A 20587-nucleotide genomic window follows, 5' to 3' on the forward strand; every position below is an offset into this window, starting at 1 on the left:
CTGGCGCGGCGGCCGTCCGGGTGCTCTCGCGGTTCCGGGGTGCGGCTCAATCGGGCAGGGGGCGATCGATCCGGCCACTGTCGAGGAGGGGAGCGGCGTCCATGCCGGCCGCATCGAGCAGCATGGCGAGACGTTCCGTCGCGGCGAGCAGCATCGCCTGTTCCCAAGTCGGCAGGGACGCGAACCGCTGGGTGAAGCTCGTCTGCAGCGGATCGGCCACTTCCACGAGCGCCGCCCGGCCCGCCGGCGTCACGTCCAGCAGGAACTGCCGCTTGTCCCTGTCGCTGCGGCGGCGCTGGACGAAGTCGAGGGCGACCAGCCGGTCGACAAGGGCCGTGATCGTCGCCTGGCTGAACTGAAGCGCGTGCGCCACCGCACTCGGATTGGTCTGGTCACGCGATTCGATTTCGCGCAGCACGAGCCATTGCGAGGGCGTGAGGCCCGTCGCCAGTGCCAGCTCCCGGTTTCCGATTTCCGTAGTGCGCAAGACGCGACGCAAGGCGCGCAGCGTGAGCGTTGCAAGATCCGTATCCAAGCGACCCTTCCTTATTGCGGTGCCTGCCAGACTAGGTCGGCAGAGCCGCCCGCGGCAAGCCTTGACGCTGCCGCCAGCGACATTCCGGTCCTGTGCGGCCTAGGAATGGTCCGAGGTAAGAAATAAAATTGCTTCATTAAACGAATGATTTTTGGGAGCTATTCCGGCTTTCGGAGATTCTCATGGTCCGGAATGGGTTGAAAATGAAGCATATACAGATATATAAAGCAGCAACAGTTTGAAGCGGCGTGGACCGCCAGCAGAAAATAATTCGGGAGATAAATCATTATCGACATGCAACCTGATGAGGCCGCGTCGCGGCCGCAGACGGCTGTGCACGGCGATCCCCGGGGCGGGGCAAGGGGCAAGGGCGAGATCGATCTGCGCCTTCCCCGAAGCACCGACGGACCTGCGATCACCGGTCTCATCGCGGCCTGTCCGCCGCTCGACCGGAATTCCGCCTACTGCAATCTTGTGCAGTGCACGCACTTTGCCGACAGCTGCGTCGTTGCCGAGCGCGACGGCGACATCGTCGGCTGGGTATCCGGGCACCGTCCGCCATCCGATCCCGCCAGCTTCTTTGTCTGGCAGGTGGCGGTGGGCGCGCAGGCCCGGGGTCTCGGCCTGGCCGGCCGCATGATCGAGGCCTTGCTCGATCGCCCACAGGCGGCGGGCGTCACCAGCCTCATCACCACCGTCACCGCCGACAACCGCGCCTCATGGGCGCTGTTCGAAAGCCTTTCCCGCCGATGGAGCGCGCCGCTCGAGAAGAGCGTGCTGTTCGATCGCGACATTCATTTCGCCGGTGCGCACGCCACTGAATGGCAGGCGCGCATTGGCCCCCTGCCGCAGCGAGAGCGGCAGCAAACCCGCCAGGAGCTTTGAGATCATGACCATCACTCTTCCCGAGCCGACCAAGGCCATTCCCGACCGGGCGATCTATGAACGGCGCGAGTCCGGCGTGCGCAGCTATGCCCGCTCCATGCCGCGCCAGTTCAACCGGGCCGAGGATGTGTGGCTGCACGATAATCAGGGCGGCCGCTATCTCGATTTCCTGTCGGGCTGCTCGACTCTGAACTATGGCCACAACCACCCGATCCTGAAGCAGGCGCTGCTCGACTATATCGCGAGCGACGGTATCGCGCATGGCCTGGACCTGCATACCGATGCCAAGGCCGATTTCCTCGAGACGTTCGAGGCAGTGATCCTCAAGCCTCGCGGCCTTGATTATCGCGCGATGTTCACTGGCCCGACCGGGACCAATGCGGTCGAGGCGGCGATCAAGCTGGCGCGCAAGGTGACTGGCCGCGAGATGGTCATCGCCTTCACCAACGGTTTCCACGGCATGACGCTCGGCGCGCTGGCCTGCACCGGCAATGCCGCCAAGCGCGGCGGGGCAGGGGTGCCGCTCAGCCATGTCTCGCACGAGCCCTATGACGGCTATCATGGGCCGGACGTCGACACGGCTGAGCTGCTGGAACGCCGCTTGTCTGATCCGTCGAGCGGGCTCGATGCGCCGGCCGCCATCCTCGTCGAGACGGTGCAGGGCGAGGGCGGGCTCAATGTCGCGTCCCCGGAATGGCTGCGCAGGATCGCCGAGATCGCGAAGCGCCATGGCGCCCTGCTGATCGTCGACGACATCCAGGCCGGCTGCGGGCGCACCGGCGGCTTCTTCAGTTTCGACGACATGGGCTTCACGCCCGACATCGTCACGCTGGCGAAATCGCTCTCCGGAATGGGGCTGCCTTTCGCGCTCACCCTGTTCCGTCCGGAACTCGACCAGTGGTCGCCGGGCGAACACAACGGCACCTTCCGGGGCAACAATCATGCCTTCGTGACGGCCACTGCGGCGCTTCGCCACTTCTGGAGCGATGGCCGCTTTCAGGAGGATGTCCGCCGGCGCGGCGCGATGCTGGAGCGTCGCCTCGACGCCATGGCGGCCGAGCACGGCCTTTCCACGCGCGGGCGCGGCATGATGCGCGGCATCCATGTCGGCTCGGGCGAGGTCGCCGAAGCCATCACCCGGGCCTGCTTCGCGCAGGGCCTCATCATCGAGACCAGCGGCGCGCATGACGAGATCGTCAAGGTGCTGGCGCCTCTCGTGATCGACGACGCCATTCTTTCCGCGGGCCTCGACATTCTCGAGGAGAGCCTCCGCGAGGCGTTGACCGTCACTTATGGCGTCGCCGCAGAATAAGAAAAGGAATCCAACATCATGATCGTTCGCAAGCTGAAAGACGTCCGCAAGTCGGACAAGCACGTCAAATCCAAGGGTTGGAGCAGCACCCGCCTGCTCCTCAAGGATGACGGCATGGGCTTCTCCTTCCATCTCACCACGATGTTCGCGGGCGAGGAACTGCACATGCATTACCAGAACCATCTGGAGGCGGTGCTGGTCCTCAAGGGCAATGGCACGATCGAGGATCTCGAGACCGGCATCATGCACGAGCTGGCGCCGGGCGTCATGTACGCGCTGAACGCCAATGACCGGCACGTCGTGCGGCCCGCGACCGACATCCTGTGCGCTTGCGTGTTCAATCCGCCCGTCACCGGCCGGGAAGTGCATGACGAGAATGGCGCGTACCCGGCCGATCCGCAGCTCGGGAAAGAGCCGGAACTGACCGACTGAAGAACAGACAAGACTGAACAAGGGAGAAGTCCCGTGAAAGACATCTACCCCTCGCGCCACGCCAAGCAGGCGGAGTTTCTGCCGCGCCATGATCCGGTCGTCCACAGCGACTGGACCGAAGACGCGCCGCTCAGCCGCGCGCAGACGGAACAATTTGAGCGTGACGGCTATCTCGTGCTCGAAGACATTTTCTCCGAGGAGGAAGTGGCTTTCCTGCAGCGCGAAGCCCGCAAGCTGCTTGCCGATCCGGCCGCGCTGGACGCGGAAACCGTCATCAGCGAGCCGGGCGGGAAGGAAATCCGCTCGATCTTCGAGATCCATGCCCAGAGCCGCGTGATCGAACGCCTGGCCGCCGACGCGCGGCTGGCCGAGGCGGCGCGCTTCCTGCTGGGCGACGCGGTGTATCTCCATCAGTCGCGCCTCAACTACAAGCCGGGCTTCCAGGGCAAGGAATTCTACTGGCACAGCGATTTCGAGACCTGGCACGTGGAGGATGGAATGCCGCGCATGCGCGCCCTTTCCATGTCGGTCCTGCTTGCGGAGAACACGCCCAACAACGGCCCGCTGATGCTGATCCCGGGATCGCACCGCACGTTCCTCACCTGCGTGGGCGAGACGCCGGAGGACCATTATCGCATGTCGCTCAAAAAGCAGGAATATGGCGTGCCGGACGAGGACAGTCTCGCTGAGCTGGCCTACAAGCACGGCATCGTCGCGCCGACCGGGAAGCCGGGCAGCGTGGTGATCTTCGATTGCAATGTGATGCATGGCTCCAACGGCAACATCACGCCGTTTCCCCGCGCCAATGCCTTCCTCGTCTACAATGCGGTGAGCAACCGGCTGCAGGCGCCCTTTGGCGTCGAGAAGCCCCGCCCCGGCTTCATTGCCGCGCGCGGCGAACCGCGAGTCATCGCGCCCCGGCATGGCCGGCTGACCGAGGAGGCAATGGCATGAGCGGCGTCCACAGCGTCGAGAAGATCGGCGGCACGTCCATGGCCGCGACGGCCACATTGCTCGACAATGTGCTGATCGCTGGCCGCAGCGGCGCGGACCTCTACAATCGCATCTTCGTCGTCTCGGCTTATGCCGGGATGACGGACCTGCTGCTGGAGCACAAGAAGACCGGCGAGTCCGGCGTCTATGCCCGCTTCGTGGCGGACGAGGACGCGAATGGCTGGCGCCGCGCCATGGAGACGGTGCGCGACGCGATGCATGCGCGCAATGCCGAGATGTTCGCGCGGCCGGAAAGCCAGCTCGAAGCGGACCGTTTCGTCGACATGCGGATCGATGCCGCGACGCAGTGTCTGGACGATCTCGCGCGGTTGCGCAGCCATGGCCGTTTCGCGCTCAAGGAACAGCTCCTCACCGTGCGCGAACTGCTCGCAGGGCTCGGCGAAGCGCACAGCGCGCACTCGACCGCGCTGCTGCTGCGCGAGCGGGGCGTGAATGCGCGCTTCATCGACCTCACCCTCTGGAACCAGGAGGACAGGCGCGGGCTGGACGAGCGCATCGAGCAGGCTCTCGCGCCGATCGAACTCGCCACAACATTGCCGATCGTGACCGGCTATGCCGGCTGCAGCGACGGCATGGTGCGCCGCTATGCCCGCGGTTATTCGGAAATGACCTTCTCGCGCATCGCGGTCCTCACCGGCGCGCGCGAGGCGATCATCCACAAGGAATTCCATCTCTCGAGCGCGGACCCGAAGCTGGTCGGCACGGAGAAGGCGCGCAAGATCGGCCGCACCAATTATGACGTGGCGGACCAGCTCGCCAATCTGGGTATGGAAGCCATCCATCCCGGTGCCGGCCGTGGCCTGCGGCAGACCGCCATTCCGCTGCGCGTGCGGAACACATTCGACCGGGAAGATGGCGGCACGCTGATCTCCGGCGACTATGTCTCGGAGCAGCCGAGAGTCGAGATCGTCACCGGTATCCGGCAGATGCAGGCGCTGCAGTTCTTCGAGCAGGACATGGTCGGTGTGAAGGGCTATGATGCCGCGATCCTGGAGGCACTGACCCGTCATGGCGCGTGGATCGTCAGCAAGTCGTCCAACGCCAACACCATCACCCATTATCTCTCGGCCGATGTGGCGACGATGAAGCGGGTGATCGCGGACCTGCAGAAGCGCTATCCCGATGCCGCGATCACGGCGCAGCCCGTGGCGATGGTTTCGGTCATCGGCAGCGATATCGCACGGCCGGGGCTGATCACCGACGCGCTTGGCGCGCTGGCTGGTGCCGGCATCGACGTCATCGCGATGCAGCACCAGATCCGCAACGTGGACGTTCAGTTCATCATCGAGGTCAGCCAGTTCGAAGGCGCCATCCGCGCATTGCACGCCGCGCTCGTGGAATGCGACGGGGACCGGACGGAGGAAAGCGAGCGGGCGGCCGCCTGACGGCGCCCCGCTGAATGCCCGTGCTCGCCGCGATCGCTCCCGTCCGCAGCCTGCTGATCGCCATCTTCATGCTGATGGCGGGCAGCGGCTTCATGGCCACTCTGCTCAGCCTGCGCCTGGAGCGCGCCGGACAAGGCACCATCCTCATCGGCGCGGTGGCGACCGCCTATTTTGGGGGGCTGGTGCTTGGCGCGATCCGGGCCGGGCAGGTGGTCAGGCGGGTGGGCCATATCCGCGCCTTCGCGGCATTCGTGGCGATGCTCTCGGCGAGCACGCTCGCTTATGCTCTCATCGACGGGCCGCTCTTCTGGGCGGGACTGCGCTTCATCGATGGCGTCTGCGTGGCCGGCGTCTTCGTCTGCCTGGAAAGCTGGCTGAACGACCGGGCGGAGGCCCGCACGCGCGGCACCATCCTCGCGGCCTATATGGTGGCGCTATATTGCGGGCAGGCGGTGGGGCAGTCCCTGCTCGGCGCGACCGGCACGCTACCCGGCATGCCATTCCAGATCGCGTCCATCCTCATTTCGCTGGCGATCATTCCGCTGTGCCTCACCCGCAGTTCCGCGCCGCCGCCGGTGGAGGCCAGCGCCTTCTCGATCCGCGCCCTGCTGGCGATCTCGCCGCTGGGGGCGCTCGGGGCAGCGACGACGGGCCTGATGCTGGGCGCCTTCTATGGTCTGGCGGCCGTCCATGTGCGGCGCCTGGGTCTCGACCTGACCGAGACCGCTGCCTTCATGATGATCGTGATTCTGGGGGGCGTGGCGCTTCAGGCCCCGCTTGGGCATCTCTCCGATCGGTTCGACAGGCGGCGCGTGATCGTGCTGAGCTTTGCCGCGACGGCGTTCGTCAGCATGGCACTGGCGCTGTGGCCCGGCGGCGGCGTGCCGTTGCTGGTGCTGGGCGCCCTGTTCGGCGGCCTGAGCTTCGCGCTCTATCCGCTCTGCGTCGCGCAGTGCAATGACAGGCTGCTGGCTGCCGACCGGGTCGCCGCGAGCGGACGTCTGGTGCTCCTCTATTCCATCGGCGCGGCGCTCGGTCCGCTTGGCGGGGCCGTGTTCATGAGCGTGATCGGTACGGGCGGCCTGTTCCTCTTCATCGCCCTGTGCGCATCCGCCATGCTGGTCTTCGGCCTGTGGCGCCAGGCCTTCTTCGCACCGGTGCCGGCGCCGGCGCAGCAGGATTTCCAGATCGTGCCGCGCACTACGCCCATGGCGTCGCTGCTCGACCCCAACACGCCCGATGATGCGGCGCCCGCAGGACAGACAGAATGACGCAGACCGACCGCCTCCATCCCCCGATCAACGCCGTCGCGACCGAATCCACGGACCCGGCCGACCGGGCCGTGCTGCACCGCGCCATCGCCGCGTCGGCGCTGGGCAATGCCACCGAGTGGTTCGACTACGGGATTTATGCCTATGGCGTGACCTACATATCGGCCGCGTTGTTCCCTGGCGACGTGGAGGAAGCGGTGCTGTTCGCGCTGGCGACCTTCGCCATCTCCTTTCTGGTCCGTCCGCTCGGCGGACTGTTTTGGGGGCCGCTGGGCGACCGGCTGGGGCGCAAATCGGTGCTGGCGCTCACGATCCTGCTCATGTCTCTCGCCACGCTCTGCGTGGGGCTCATCCCCTCTTATGCGACGATCGGCTTCTGGGCGCCGGTGTTGCTGATCCTGCTGCGCATGGTCCAGGGCTTCTCGACCGGTGGCGAATATGGCGGGGCGGCGACCTTCATGGCCGAATATGCGCCTGATGACCGGCGCGGCTTCTATGGCAGCTTCCTCGAGGTCGGCACATTGGCGGGCTTCTCCCTGGGCGCTGTGCTGATGCTCGGCTTCTCGCTGCTGCTGGGCGATGTCGCCATGTATGACTGGGGGTGGCGCGTGCCATTTCTCGTCGCGGCACCGCTCGGGCTGATCGGCCTCTATCTGCGCTCTCGCATGGAGGACACGCCCGTCTTCCGCGCGCACGAGAAGACCAGCGAGGACCTGCCCTCGCCGGGGCTGGGCACACTGATGCGCCATCACTGGCGGCCGATGCTGGTGGTGAGTGGGCTCGTCGTCGCTCTCAACGTCGTCAACTACACGCTGCTCAGCTACATGCCGACCTATCTGCAGCGCCGCATCGGCCTCTCGGGGGATGAAGCTCTCATCGTGCCGATCATCGGCATGCTGTTCATGATGATGTTCCTGCCGTTCATGGGCGGGCTTTCGGACCGGATCGGCCGGCGACCGCTCTGGCGCTTCTCGCTGATCGGGCTGCTGGTGGGGGTCGTTCCGCTCTACATTTTGATGGGGACCGGCCTGCCCGGGGCCATGCTTGCCTTCGTCCTGCTCGGCCTGCTCTATGCGCCGCAGCTTGCCACCATCTCGGCGACCTTTCCGGCGATGTTCCCCACTTATGTGCGCTTCGCCGGCTTTGCGATCGCCTATAATGTCGCCACGTCCATCTTCGGCGGGACGGCCCCGGCGATCGGCAGCGGCCTCATCACGCTGACCGGCAATCCGCTGATGCCCGCCTTCTACATGATGGGGGCGTGCGTTGTCGGGCTGTTGGCACTGCGCTTCATGCCGGAGACGGCGCGCTGTTCCCTGCATGACGATCCGTTCGCAAGTCGGGCATCAGGCGAGGGCAGGACAGTCGCGCGCGCCTGATGTGGCGAGGCGAGGCGGTCAGCGCCGCAGCCGCCAGTTCGCGACATGGCCGGCAATGAGGAGCACGCTGCCTGTGACGGTCAGCCACAATTCCCCGCCTTCCCCGACATCCGGGAGCAGCGCCAGCGCGAGGAGCAGGAGGCCGACCCCGCCGGCCAAGGCGACATGGCCGCTGCCGTGGCGGCGATAGCCAAGCCAGAATGCCAGACCAGCGCTCGGCGCGAGCAGGGCCAGCGCGACGACATGGAACGCCTCGGATTGCGCGAACAATAGCATGGTGCCCGGCAGAAGGAGCAACAGGGCGGGCAGGGCGAGGCAGTGAAGCAGGCAGATCAGCGAGCCGGAAATGGCCGCGCTTTCAATGACATTGATCCCGGCCCGGGAAGAGCCCGTTGAAGTCCGATTAAGCGCCATGGCATCCAGATTCCCGTTAATGTATGATATAACGTATCATAATAGGTACGCGCTCATGAATGTTGAAGGGGGCCAGGCATGAATATTCGCACCTTCTTTCTCCCGGCGGTGTCGGCTGTCGCTCTGCTGGCGGGTCCGGCGGGAAAAAGCGCTTTCGTTTTCCCTTTACCCTTGGCCCTTTACCCTCGGAGCGCAGGCTGTATCAGGAGACCAGCCTATTTAGGAGATTCCCCTGATGCATGAGATACCCCGTCTTGCGAGCGGGATAAGCGGACTGGACAAGGTTCTGGCCGGCGGATTCATCACTGGGGCCTCCTATATCATCCAGGGCCGACCGGGCGCCGGGAAGACCATCCTGTCTAACCAGATCGCCTGCGCGCACGTCGCGGGCGGCGGGCGCGTCCTCTATGTCACGCTCCTTTCGGAAAGCCATGAGCGGCTGTTCCAGTCTCTGGACTCGCTGTCCTTCTTCGATCGCAGGAAGCTGGGCAGCGAGATCATTTATGTGAGCGTCTTCCAGACGTTGAGGGACGAAGGTCTCGACGCGGTCGTGAAGCTGCTGCGCAAGGAGACGAAGCGGCAGGATGCCTCGTTGCTCGTGTTCGACGGGCTGCTCAATGCGCGCGACCGGGCGGACACCGACTTCGACGTGAAGACCTTCGTTGCCGAAGTGCAGGGACAGGCGGCGTTCGTCGGATGCACGGTTCTCTTCCTCACCAGTTCGCGCGCGAATGAGGTCTGCCCGGAGCACACGATGGTGGACGGCGTGATCGAACTCACCGACACGCTGGCCGGCGCGCGCACGGTGCGCCAGCTTCAGGTCCGCAAGTCGCGCGGCAGCAAGGCGCTGGGCGGGCTGCACAAGTTCGAGATAACGGACGAGGGCGTCACCGTCTTTCCCCGAATCGAGACTCTGGTCACGCCGGAGATCGCGGACGCGCCGGTGCGGGAGGGCTGCCTTGCCACTGGCATTCCGAACCTCGATGCCCTGATCGGCGGAGGCGTCCCTGTCGGTTCGGTCACCCTGCTTGCGGGGCCCACGGGCAGCGGCAAGACAACCATCGGTCTGCATTTCCTGTCGCAATCGACCGCGGAGGAGCCGGGGCTCCATTTCGGCTTTTTCGAGACGCCCCAGCGGCTGCGGGCCAAGGCAAGGGCGCTGGGCCTCACACTGGCGGAGGAAGGCGACCCGTCGCTGACGGTGGAGTGGACGCCGCTTGCAGACAATATCCTGGACAAGCTCGCCCATCGGCTGATTGATCGGGTGCGGGCGCAGGGCGTCCGGCGGCTTTTCATCGATGGCCTGGGCGGGTTCGAGCGCGCTGCGGTGTACCGTCCGCGGCTGGTCGAGTTTTTTGCCTCGCTGATGGATCAGTTGAGGGCTGACGGGGTTACCACATTGGCAACATGGGAAATCCGGCAACTCCTCGGCACCGACGTGGAGGCACCGGCGACCGACATCTCGGCTATTCTGGATAACATGATCCTGTTACGTCGTTGGGAGGAAGATCATAGCATTATCAGGGGTATATCCGTTCAAAAGATGCGCGATCGCCCGTTTAACCCGGCGATCTGCGCGATCGACTTCACGGAGCAGGGACTGGTCGTCGGCGGGCCATTGAGTGATCGCCGCGCGCTCTCTTCGCTTCCTCCGAACCAAGGCTGACGGTTATCATCGGGCCCGCGGGATTCTGAACATGGCGCTTGTCCTTGTAGTCGATGACGAATTTCTGCTGGCCACGATGCTCGCCGACATTCTGGAGGACGAGGGCTATGAGGTGGAGACCGCTTCCAACGGCCAGCTCGCGCTGGCGGCGGTCCAGAGGAGGAAGCCGGATGTGGTCATCACCGACTTCATGATGCCGACCATGACCGGGCTGGAATTCGCGGAAGCCGTGCGCGCCGATGAAAGCCTCTCCGACCTGCCGATCATTCTGGTGAGCGGGGCGCAAGGCGCCATCGCGCGGGAGCATCCGCAGCTCTTCCAGGCGGTGTTCGACAAGCCTTACGCAAATCGCAACATCCTCGAAGCAGTCGAGCGGCACGTCAAACCGACCCGGGCGGGATAGAAGCGCCGCCACCGGGTAGAGCGGGGCGGATCGGCCGCCATGTCTTCAGACGCTTCCAATCGCTGTGTCGGCCTCCGGGTTCGCGGCGTCTTGCCTCATCGTTCGCCCTGTTAATCGAGCACGATCTGCAATCGATTGTAGACAAGGGCCGCATCTCCATGGAAAGCGAGGGACGGATCGGAAAAGCCAAGAGGGCGGACATGACGGGAGCGGATTTCGACGGGCCGGGCATCGACCGCAGGCGAGTCATGGCAGGCTCGCTTGCCGCGCTGGCCAGCGTGGTGGCACTCACGCAGCCGGCCCGGGCCAGTTCTCCCGCCGCCGCGAGGCCCGATCCCGCTCGTCCGATCCCCGCGCAGTGGGATGCCGCGCCGAGCATGAAGCTCTGGCCGGATGGTCCGCCCACCGGGGGCTTCGCGCCCATTCCGCTGCCGATGGCCGATGCGCCGCCGGTCTTCCTTCACAATGTCGCGCAGCCTTATCTGAAGGTGTTCCGACCGGCGCGTTCGAATGGCCGGGCGGTGCTGGCCATGCCGGGTGGCGCCTATATCTTCGTCTCGATCGACAATGAGGGTGCGGAACTCGCCCAGGCCCTGACGGCGCGCGGTTATACCGTGTTCGTGCTGGTCTATCGTTTACCCGGCGAGGGCTGGGCCGGTCGTGCCGACGTGCCGCTGCAGGATGCCCAGCGCGCCATGCGGCTGATCCGCGCCAGCGCCCGGGACCATGACTATGATCCGGCCCGGATTGCGGCGATCGGCTTCTCCGCCGGCGGTCATCTTGCAGCTTCGCTTGCCACCGATTTCGCGCAACCGCTGTTCGCACCGCGCGATGCGCTGGACCGGCTCGATGCCCGTCCGTTCGTGACGGGCCTCATCTATCCGGTCATCAGCATGAGCGCGCCGATCACGCATGCCGATTCGGCGCTGCGGCTGCTGGGGCCAAAGCCGGGCGACGCGCTGGTCGCCCGCCGCTCGCCTGCCGCGCATGTCGGCCCGGATACGCCGCCGACCTTCATCATGCACGCGCTCGACGATCCAGCCGTCCCTCCGGAAAACAGCTTCGAGATGCTGCAGGCCCTGCGCGTGGCGCAGCGGCCGGTCGAGGCGCATTTCTTCGAGGAAGGCGGCCATGGTTTCGGTCTCGGCGATCCGGCCTTGCCGGCGCGTGGCTGGCTGGACCTGTGGACGGCCTTTGTGGACCGGCATGCGGCCGCCTGAGCGAACCGGAATTGGGAGTGCGAGTGAGATGAGAAGCATGAACAGGCGCGATCTCGGCCGGCTGGGCGCGGCCGCTTTGGTCACCATGATGGCCGGACGCATGGGCCACGCAGCCCAATTGCCCTCCGACGATCCGCTCGCCTATCTCGACCCCGAATTGTTGCCGGCGGCGCGAGAAGTCATTGCACAGAATGAGGGGCTGACGTGGACGAAGGAGGCGCTCGCGCGGATCCGGGCCGGGACGCCGCCATCGCCGCCGCACCTGCCTGACGTGCCGGTGCAGCAGCTTCGCCTGCCCGTGGGGCCGGGCCAGCCCGATGTGCCCGTCTTCATCATCAATGCCCGGCCGGGGACGCGCCGCCCAGGCATCCTGCACATGCACGGCGGCGGCTACATCCTCGGCCGCGCTGGGCTCGAAGTGGCCTATGAGCAGGCGCTGGCGCGCGAGCTGGATTGCGTGATCGTCACGGTGGATTACCGGCTCGCACCGGAAACGACCTATCTCGGCTCGGTCGAGGACAACTACGCCGCGCTGCGATGGATGTACCATGAGGCCGCGAGGCTGGGGTTGGACCCTGCGCGGATCGTGGCGATGGGCGAGAGCGCCGGCGGCGGTCATGCGGCGCGCCTTGCCATCACTGCGCGCGACCGGGGCGAGGTGCCGCTGGCCGGGCAGATGCTCATCTATCCGATGCTGGACGATCGCACGGGGAGCAGCGTCCACCTGCCGCCCTTCATTGGCGCGTTCGGCTGGACCGGGCAGGCCAATCGCTTCGGCTGGGCGAGTTTCCTCGGCATGGAGCCGGGCGGACCGGACGTGCCGGCAGCCGGCGTGCCCGCACGAGTCACCGATCTGTCCGGCCTGCCGCCTGCGTTCGTCGCGGTGGGCGGCGTCGACCTCTTCGTGCGGGAGGACATCGATTATGCACGTCGCCTGACGGAGGCCGGCGTGCCGACCGACCTGCTGGTCGTGCCCGGTGCTTTCCATGCCTTTGATCGCGTGGCGCCGGAGGCCAGGGTCTCGCAGCGCTTCACGGCCGCGAAGATGGATGCCCTGCGCCGGGCTTTCGGCGCCTGAGCGGTGGATCGGCCGGGGCGCGGCTTGGCTCGATTATCCCGCAGCCGAGGGCGCCCCGCGCTTATCCGAACAGGCTGACTGCGCAAGCGCGATGCAGCCCAGCGGCCCGGCCTGATCGCCCAGATGCGCGGGGCCGATCATCGCCGTGGCCGACCGGGCGTCGAACGCCGGCAGATAGCCCTGCAGCAGATCGAGCGCCCGCGCCCGGATCCGCGGGAACAGAAAGGCGCGGCGGACCGCGACGCCGCCGCCGAACAGCATCGCCTGCGCTGCGGTTGTCAGCAGCAGCATGGCGGAAATCTCGGCCAGATCGGAGACGACATGCTCCCAGAGCGCATCGTCGTCGTCCACCGCGTCCATCGGACGGCCGAAGCGGGCAGCCAGAGCAGGGCCGGACACGAGGCCCTCCACGCAATCGCCATGGAAAGGGCAGGTGCCCTCGAAACGATCCCCCGCCGCGCGTCGCGCGCGAACATGGCCGATTTCGGGATGCATGGCGCCGTGGACCGGCCGGCCGCCGATCAGCAGGCCGCCGCCGACGCCGGTGCCGACGGTGATGTAGCAGAGGCTGTCGAGCCCGGCACCGCCGCCCCAGCGATATTCCGCCAGCGCCGCGCCATTGACGTCGGTGTCGATCGCCCATGGGCAATCGATGCCCTGCGTCAGCCCGCCAGCGACATCGGCATGCGTCCACCCATGCTTGGGTGTCGGGAGCATATGGCCGAAATCCGGAGCTGCCCGGTCGAGGCGGATCGGGCCGAAGGACGCGACGCCGATGCCATCCAGCGGCGCCTCGGCATGCCAGGCGATCAGCCGATCATGGGCGCGGGCCAGCGTTTCGGCAGGCGTGGTCGTCGGGATGGTCTCGCGCGCGATGATCGCGTCGCCATGGGCAAGCACGGCAATCGTCTTGGTGCCGCCGAGTTCGACGCCGCCAAAACGGCCTTCGCCGCGCCGGGTCATGGCGCTGCCCGCAGGCGGGCCCGCTCGCCATTGAGCGCGAGCGTGAGGAAGGGCGCGAAGGTGCCGCCGAAGCGCCGGGTGCCGGCATGATCGGCGCCATGCCCCCAATCGTCCACGAAGCTGGTGACGCGCAGATCGGGCAGCACGAGCCAGCTATAGGCCTGTCGCGGCGCTTCCGGCGGATTGGCGATCACGAGGCCGGTACCGTTGAGCGGCCGCCACTCGCCCTCCAGCCGGTCCGAGACCATGCCATAAAGGCCGGTGGGGCCGACCGGCCCGGCGGGATCGAACACATGCGCCTGGGTGGACCAGAAGAGATAATAATGGCCGGCATGGTGGATGACATGCGGGCGTTCCAGCTCATTGTTGAGGCCGTCCGCGCTGATGACCGGGGGCACGATCTGCCACGGGTCATCCGGGCCCCCTGCGCCGCGCGCCGCGCCGATCACGCCGTTGAAAGCCGACGCCGAGCCAGCCCGCGAGCCGGTGAAGAAGAGCCAGGCCTCGCCCGTCACGGGATCCCGGAAGAAGCCGGGGTCGCGGAATGCCTTGATAGTGCCGATGCCGCCGCCGCCGCTCAGCGGGTCCATGTAGAGGCACTCGTCCAGCGCCACGCTTTCGCGCAGGTCCCGCCAGTCGGTCAGACGTGGAGCGTCGGCATCCTCGGCGAGCCTTGCCCGGGCCTGGAACAGGCGTTGCCCGAAGGTCGGCTGCGCCTCGCCGCGCGTGCCGGCGGCCGTGAAATAGAGCGTCAGTCCGCCACCGTCGGCATCCATGATCGCCGAGCCGGACCATTCCCGGCTGCCCGGCGCAAAGCCTTCCGGCATGGCCGGTCCGAGGCTGCGCCAGCCGGATGCCTGCCGCAGGAGAAGATGGATCCGCGCATGAGCATGCCGGTCGTCGGGATTTTCGAACCAGGGCGCGCCCAGTGCCATCCACAAGCCGGTGCCGTCCGCGAAGCGATGGATGGACCCATCGTCGTTCTGGATGGGCCACGCGTCCCACAAGCCAAGCTCCGGCAGGGCCTCCGCGAGATCGGCAGCTCCGATCAGCGGCGCGGCATAAGGCGCGACCGGTCCGATCGCCGCGACATGATCGGCGCTCCAGAGAGTGCCGGCCGTTTGATCGGAAGGCATGGCGGACGTGTCAGGCAAGATCGATACCCCTGTCGGAGAGCGAGGAAAGGCGGGCCGGCAAGGGCAGGGCGGCGCCGGCAGACGGCGTGCAGCCTCCGCAAGCCTTCCGGCTTTCCGGGCTCCCCTGCGTCGATCCCATGGGCTGATACACGGACAGCGAAATCGATTGCAAAGCAATTTTTGCGTGCATGTCGTGTGTCTTGCCGGATGCGATGCCGGATGTCGCCGCGACTGCTTAGCTGGTCCCGCGAACGACGAGTTCGGGGTTGAGGACGATCGAGCCGGTCTGCTTGCCGTCGATGCGGCGGAACAGGCAGTCGATCATCTGCCCCGCGCCGGTCTGGATATCCTGCCGGATGGTGGTGAGCGGCGGGACAGTGCTGCGGGCAATCGGCAGATCATCGAAGCCCACGACCCGCACGTCGCCGGGCACCGACGTGCCCCGCGACGCGAGGATCTGGATGGCGGTCTGCGCGATCATGTCCGAGGCCGCGAAAATGCCGTCCGGCATGCGCTCGACGCTGTCCAGATAAGCCGCGATATCGCCGGCGCTCAATTCGCTGGCGAGGTGGATGGTGACTTCCGCCAGCTCGACCGGCGCGCCGGCCGCGCGCACCGCCGCCTTGGCGCCCTCGAGGCGCTGCGCGATCTCGATCGCCTGTGTATTGCCCAGAAAGACGATGTTGCGGCTGCCGCGCGCGATGAGATGCTCCGCCGCCATGCGGCCGCCCAGGAAATTGTCCGTCCCGACGGAGCAATGCACCTGACCCTGCGTGAAGGCGCCCCAGGCGACCATCGGCAGATAGGAGCGGGCAGCGGCATCGAGCACGGCCGACTGGTCGGACTGGCCGATGATGATGAAGCCATCGACCCGCGCCTTGGCGATCATGGCTTCCAGCCAGTCCTGCTTGTCCGGGATCACGCGGGACAGAACCAGGTCGAAATCGCGCTCGGTCAGTTCGTCGGCGAGGCAACCGATCATCGTCATGAAGAACGGGTCGGAGATATGCTGCGCGCGCTCGTGGCCGAGCGGGATCACGACACCGATCGCGCCACTGCGCCGGGTCCGCAAATTGCGCGCCAGCGCGCTGGGCTGGAAACCGTGCTGCTGCGCCAGCTTGCGGATGCGCTCGGCCGTCTCGTTGCTGACGACGGTCTTGGCCGCCAGCGCCCGCGACACGGTGGCGGCGGATACGCCGGCCAGCTCCGCCAGATCGTAGATCGTCCGGATCTGTTTTGGCTTCACCGCTGTCACGCCCTTTCCTGTTCCGGCGACCTGAATAGAAGATCGCGTTTCGATTTCAGCACGGATTTTCCGGCGCGCGCGAATAATCCGCCTGGTTGCGTGCCAGCAACCGGGCGGCAAATGGCGCGCGCCGCCAGTTCCACAGGCAGAGCCCGGTCAGCGCGGTGGCGAACAGCGCGCCCAGCAGGATGCTGTAGCCGCTGTCGCCCAGCCAGTCGCCCAGCAGGGCCATGGCCAGCGGCGCAAGCACGGCGCTGACGCAGGTGTAGAAGAGCAGCAGCCCGGCGATGGAGCCGTGCCGGCTCTTCTCGTAGCAACTGATGCCGGTGGAATTGATGGTGGGATAGAGCACGGACATGAACAGGCCTGTCGCGGGCAGGGCGAAGACGGCGATCTCGGGGCCGCCCGCCAGCGCGATCCAGAACAGCACGGTCATGCCGAAGGTGCAGACAAGAAGGACGACGCTCCAGTCGAGGCGGGACAGCAGCCAGGCGCCGAGAAAACGGCCCATCGCGCGCAGCACGAAGAAGACCGAGACGGCATAGAGCGCAAGCCACGGGAAGGGCCCGGAATAGCCTGCCAGATAGGTCGGCACCCAGACATAAATGGCTGCTTCCGCCCCGACATAGAGCATGAGGGCGATGCTGAAGAACCAGGCCGTTGGCTCGCTCATCATGCGCATGGCATCGCGCGGGTCTGCCGGCTGTGCCTGCTCGCGAACCGGCGTCGGAAAGCGTGCCAGCGCGATGCCGACCAGCAGTGCCGCGCAGAGCATCGCGGCGATCAGGTAAATCCATTTCCAGCTGGTCTGCTGCTGGAGGAGGAAGGCGACCAGCGCCGGGCCGACGATCGCGCCGACTCCGAAAAAGCCCTCGACCAGATTCATCGTCGCGGCATGCTCGCGGGTGGAGCTTGTCAGATCGCCGATCAGCGCGAGCGCGCCCGATTTGAAAATGCCGATGCCAAGGCCCGAAAAGAACAGCAAGACGACGAAGAACGCCATGCTGTGCCCCGCTGCGAACAGGCCCGAGCCCACGCCGAACAGCATCAGTCCCAGCAGGATGGTCCACTTGCGGCCGATCCGGTCGGCGAGGAAACCCAGCGATATGGCGGCAATGCCGATGCCGGACATGGTGGCATATTGGAACGAGCCGCCGGCGGTCAGGCCGAGATCGAACTCGCGAATCACTTCCGGGATCACCGTGCCGACCGCGTCGGTCGTCATCGCGAACATCGCGAACATCAGGAAGATGAGGAGCTTGAGGAGATGGTTGGCCGGCCGATCGGCCCGGCTGACTGCATTCGGCATGAATCTCCCCTTCGTTCTTTCTATCCGGCCCTGTCCGCGCAGGGCGTGGCCGCGGGATGAATGTCGGTGCATGGGTTCCGGAACGCAATCGGTTGTGATTGACCGCTTCCCATGTGCCGGCTGGCGCCTGTGACATTTTTGCAAGCGAAGGTCAAAGCATAGCACTTCTGTTGATTCTACACATTGTGCTGCAGGAAGATCTTCGTTAGACGGTCACGCAATCGATTGCATAACATCGATGGAATGACAGTGCGAGAGGGTGGGCCGGAATCATGGCACTTTTCCTCCGCCAGGCATCGAGAGCAGCTCACTGACGCATGTGGGCGAACTCTCTTTCGTGCATCCATCGCATCCGGTTGAAAACGGCCAGAGCCGTCGACCGGGTTTTCGGTCCGTGCATCGAGGGTCCGGTAAGGTGACCGAGTCTTTGGGAGTTGGCAGTTGAAACGCAATAATCTCTTCATCGCATGCAGCATCCTCGCGCTTGCGACCCCGGCATTCGCGCAGGATAACAGCGCGCCCGACGAGCCCTATGATGGCGGCGAGATCATCGTGACCGCGCAGAAGAGCGCGGAAAGCCTCACCAAGGCGCCGATCGCCGTCTCGGTCGTGCAGCAGGATGCGCTGGACCGTCAGGGTCTTTCGAGCGCCGACGCGCTGGTGACCACCGCGCCCAACCTGCAGCTCAGCCAGAACGGCTTCTCGATCCGCGGCATCGGCAGCAACAACAGCTTCAGCGGCTATTCGACGGTCGCGACGCAGATCGACGGCATCTACGATCCCTCCGCGCAGGTGCTGCAGCTCGGCCTGTTCGACATCGGGGCAGTGGAAGTGCTGCGCGGCCCGCAGGGCACCGTCTACGGGCGCAACGCCACGGCCGGCGTGGTGAACATCAACACCGCCGACCCGGGCTTCCGCTTCGCCGCGGAAGGGGACATCCAATATGCCAGCCGCAACCAGATGCGCGTGCGCGCAGCGGTGGACCTGCCTGTCACCGACACGCTGGCGATCCGCGTCGCGGGCTTCCGCCTGGCAGACGACGGGCTCGATCCGTATCTGGGCGCCGGCGAGGCATGGGGCAAGACCGACCTTTCGGCCGTGCGGGTCACGGCCCTCTGGGAGCCCACCTCGACGGTCAGCTGGCGGGTGTCGCTGAACTATGGCGAGAACCAGGGCACCATCCCGCTCAGCTATATGCGCAGCTACAATTACTATCCCGACGCCGACATGGCCTATACGGGCACGGACATCCGCAACGGGCTCTTCGGGCCGGGCGTCACCGTCTATGACAAGCAGTACAATCCGGGCGTCGAGGATGTCACCGACAACCGGATCAACACCAAATATTATGCCGCCCGCTCGCGCCTGAGCTGGGATGTGACGCCCAATCTCACCGCCACCTGGCTGGCGGGCTACTCGATGCTCAAGGACAATGGCGTCACGGCCTCCACCGGCGTGTTCGAGCAGCGCGCCGTCGATGCCAAGACCGAGACCTGGTCGCATGAGCTCGATCTCAATTACGAGATCGGCCGTTTCTCCATGGTCGCCGGCGCCTACATCTATCAGGACAAGAAGCCGTCCGGCAGCGCCCTGATCCATGCCGGCAACACCGCGCCCTATCCGTTCAACAGTGTCTTCAACATGTTCGGCGCCAAGGTCGTCGGCGAGGGCTTCAACATCTCCACGATCGATGCCGTGGATGTGGTGAACTACAATTCCAACGTCGGCAGCAAGTCGCAGGCGCTGTTCGGCCAGGCCAAATATGAGCTGCTCGACGGCCTGAACATCACGGGCGGCGTGCGCGCCACCTGGGATCAGGTGCTGAGCCGCAACACGCAGCTGGTCTGCGCCGGCGGCACGGTGACGCTCGAGACGATGAACCCGACCACATGCCCGGTCGGCGATCCCATCGCCTTCACTGACGACACCGATCGCCCCGAGGCGAAGTACAGCAAGGTCAACTGGAGAGCCGGGCTCGATTATCAGATCACGCCGCAGCTCATGGCTTATGGCACGGTGAGCACCGGCTATCGCAGCGGTGGCCTGCAGTCGAGTTCCAACCCGGTCGCTTTCCGGTCCTACGAGCCCGAGACGGTGACCAATTACGAGGCCGGCATCCGCGCCGACCTGTTCGACCGCCGCCTGTTCCTGGGCCTCACCGCCTATCAGATGGATTACAACAACCTGCAGGTGGCCTCGATCATCGTCGATCCCATCCAGGGGCCGATCCCGGTTTCGACCAACGCGGCCAAGGCGCGCATCCGTGGCGTCGAGCTGGAAACGCGCTTCTCGCCGACGCGGAACGACCACTTCTCCGGCTATGTGTCGTTCCTCGACACCAATTTCCTGTCCTTCCCCAATGGCCAGGACAATCTCTATTCGGCCGACACGATGTACAACATCTTCGGCCCGATCCTCGGCTTCTCTTCGATCCCGTCCCAGACGGCGGACTTCTCCGGGAACGAACTGCCCAATGCGCCGCGCTGGAGCGGACGGGTGAGCTATGCGCATGATTTCTACATCGGTGACGGCAAGCTGACGCCGGCTGTGGACTTCTACGTGCAGTCGCGGACCTTCGCGGACATCGGCAATTATGCGCAGAGCCGCAACGGGTCCTACACCAAGACCGATCTCAACCTCACTTATGTGTTCCCGGGCGAGACTCTGACGCTGACCGCCTTCGTGAACAATCTCGAGGATGAGCGGATCGCCCAGAATGTGACGACGGTCTGGAGTTCCACGGTGGTGAACTACAGCGCGCCGCGCACGATCGGCGGGCGCATCGGCTTCCGGTTCTGAACCGATAGAAAAATCAACGGGGCGGGCGGGTCTCTCGCTCGCCCCGGTTGCTTCACGGCGCGAAGCCGTCTGTAAAGGGGACAATCTCCGGCGACAGACCGGATGCGCCGGGCACTGCCGGCGAGAGTTGTGGAGATGAA

18 protein-coding genes are annotated in these 20587 nt (G+C 65.8%); 12 read left to right on the forward strand and 6 right to left on the reverse strand.

From position 1 onward, the window contains the following. Positions 1 to 46: 46 nt before the first annotated feature. The gene (locus SLG_RS03955; RefSeq protein ID WP_014075129.1) at positions 47 to 535 is read right to left on the reverse strand and encodes a MarR family winged helix-turn-helix transcriptional regulator; all 489 of its coding nucleotides are present in this window, start codon (positions 533 to 535) and stop codon (positions 47 to 49) included. A gap of 294 nt (positions 536 to 829) precedes the next feature. Here SLG_RS03955 and ectA point away from each other — a divergent pair, with 294 nt between their 5' ends. The 7 genes from ectA to SLG_RS03990 are packed head-to-tail and all read left to right on the forward strand — an operon-like array spanning position 830 to position 8213. After that, a complete protein-coding gene (ectA, locus tag SLG_RS03960) occupies positions 830 to 1420 on the forward strand; it encodes a diaminobutyrate acetyltransferase (protein ID WP_014075130.1) in 591 nt (196 codons plus the stop codon). A gap of 4 nt (positions 1421 to 1424) precedes the next feature. Continuing rightward, on the forward strand, positions 1425 to 2732 hold the full coding sequence (gene ectB, locus SLG_RS03965) for a diaminobutyrate--2-oxoglutarate transaminase (RefSeq protein ID WP_014075131.1): 1308 nt from the start codon (positions 1425 to 1427) through the stop codon (positions 2730 to 2732). An 18-nt stretch (positions 2733 to 2750) separates the two neighbouring features. After that, positions 2751 to 3164 (forward strand): ectoine synthase, encoded by a 414-nt coding sequence (locus SLG_RS03970; protein ID WP_014075132.1) that lies wholly within the window; start codon positions 2751 to 2753, stop codon positions 3162 to 3164. Between the two features lie 33 nt (positions 3165 to 3197). After that, the gene (gene thpD / locus SLG_RS03975; protein WP_014075133.1) at positions 3198 to 4118 is read left to right on the forward strand and encodes an ectoine hydroxylase; all 921 of its coding nucleotides are present in this window, start codon (positions 3198 to 3200) and stop codon (positions 4116 to 4118) included. Beyond that, entirely contained in the window at positions 4115 to 5563 is a 1449-nt protein-coding gene (locus tag SLG_RS03980; RefSeq protein WP_014075134.1) for an aspartate kinase, read from the forward strand. The genes thpD and SLG_RS03980 overlap by 4 nt, the downstream gene beginning before the upstream one ends. A gap of 20 nt (positions 5564 to 5583) precedes the next feature. Continuing rightward, complete coding sequence (locus SLG_RS03985) at positions 5584 to 6834, forward strand: MFS transporter (protein ID WP_041392569.1); 1251 nt, start codon at positions 5584 to 5586, stop codon at positions 6832 to 6834. Beyond that, positions 6831 to 8213, forward strand: a complete 1383-nt coding sequence (locus tag SLG_RS03990; RefSeq protein WP_014075136.1) for an MFS transporter — start codon at positions 6831 to 6833, stop codon at positions 8211 to 8213. Before SLG_RS03985 ends, SLG_RS03990 begins: the two co-directional genes overlap by 4 nt. Before the next feature lie 18 nt (positions 8214 to 8231). Here SLG_RS03990 and SLG_RS03995 read toward each other — a convergent pair whose 3' ends face one another. Then, a complete protein-coding gene (locus tag SLG_RS03995) occupies positions 8232 to 8627 on the reverse strand; it encodes a MerC domain-containing protein (protein ID WP_014075137.1) in 396 nt (131 codons plus the stop codon). 235 nt (positions 8628 to 8862) lie between these two features. Here SLG_RS03995 and SLG_RS04000 point away from each other — a divergent pair, with 235 nt between their 5' ends. The 4 genes from SLG_RS04000 (at position 8863) to SLG_RS04015 (ending at position 12994) form a co-directional block, all read left to right on the forward strand. Next, on the forward strand, positions 8863 to 10293 hold the full coding sequence (locus SLG_RS04000) for an ATPase domain-containing protein (RefSeq protein WP_014075138.1): 1431 nt from the start codon (positions 8863 to 8865) through the stop codon (positions 10291 to 10293). 31 nt (positions 10294 to 10324) lie between these two features. Beyond that, the gene (locus SLG_RS04005) at positions 10325 to 10696 is read left to right on the forward strand and encodes a response regulator (RefSeq protein WP_014075139.1); all 372 of its coding nucleotides are present in this window, start codon (positions 10325 to 10327) and stop codon (positions 10694 to 10696) included. 200 nt (positions 10697 to 10896) lie between these two features. Continuing rightward, on the forward strand, positions 10897 to 11916 hold the full coding sequence (locus tag SLG_RS04010) for an alpha/beta hydrolase (RefSeq protein WP_014075140.1): 1020 nt from the start codon (positions 10897 to 10899) through the stop codon (positions 11914 to 11916). Positions 11917 to 11953: 37 nt separating this feature from the next. Beyond that, positions 11954 to 12994 (forward strand): alpha/beta hydrolase, encoded by a 1041-nt coding sequence (locus SLG_RS04015; protein ID WP_014075141.1) that lies wholly within the window; start codon positions 11954 to 11956, stop codon positions 12992 to 12994. 33 nt (positions 12995 to 13027) lie between these two features. Here the strand turns inward: SLG_RS04015 and SLG_RS04020 are convergent, their stop codons facing one another. The 4 genes from SLG_RS04020 to SLG_RS04035 all read right to left on the reverse strand — a co-directional run bounded on the left by SLG_RS04020 (position 13028) and on the right by SLG_RS04035 (position 17648). After that, entirely contained in the window at positions 13028 to 13957 is a 930-nt protein-coding gene (locus tag SLG_RS04020; RefSeq protein ID WP_014075142.1) for an ROK family protein, read from the reverse strand. Beyond that, positions 13954 to 15093 carry a glycoside hydrolase family 68 protein gene (locus tag SLG_RS04025; RefSeq protein WP_014075143.1) on the reverse strand — a complete coding sequence of 380 codons (1140 nt, stop codon included), beginning with the start codon at positions 15091 to 15093 and terminating at the stop codon, positions 13954 to 13956. Before SLG_RS04025 ends, SLG_RS04020 begins: the two co-directional genes overlap by 4 nt. Before the next feature lie 235 nt (positions 15094 to 15328). Next, complete coding sequence (locus tag SLG_RS04030; RefSeq protein WP_014075144.1) at positions 15329 to 16348, reverse strand: LacI family DNA-binding transcriptional regulator; 1020 nt, start codon at positions 16346 to 16348, stop codon at positions 15329 to 15331. 46 nt (positions 16349 to 16394) lie between these two features. After that, entirely contained in the window at positions 16395 to 17648 is a 1254-nt protein-coding gene (locus SLG_RS04035) for an MFS transporter (protein WP_014075145.1), read from the reverse strand. Positions 17649 to 18089: 441 nt separating this feature from the next. Between SLG_RS04035 and SLG_RS04040 the strand changes: the two genes are divergently transcribed. Then, positions 18090 to 20447 (forward strand): TonB-dependent receptor, encoded by a 2358-nt coding sequence (locus SLG_RS04040; protein ID WP_014075146.1) that lies wholly within the window; start codon positions 18090 to 18092, stop codon positions 20445 to 20447. Positions 20448 to 20587 lie beyond the last annotated feature (140 nt).

This window comes from Sphingobium sp. SYK-6 (assembly GCF_000283515.1).
Taxonomy (GTDB): domain Bacteria; phylum Pseudomonadota; class Alphaproteobacteria; order Sphingomonadales; family Sphingomonadaceae; genus Sphingobium; species Sphingobium lignivorans.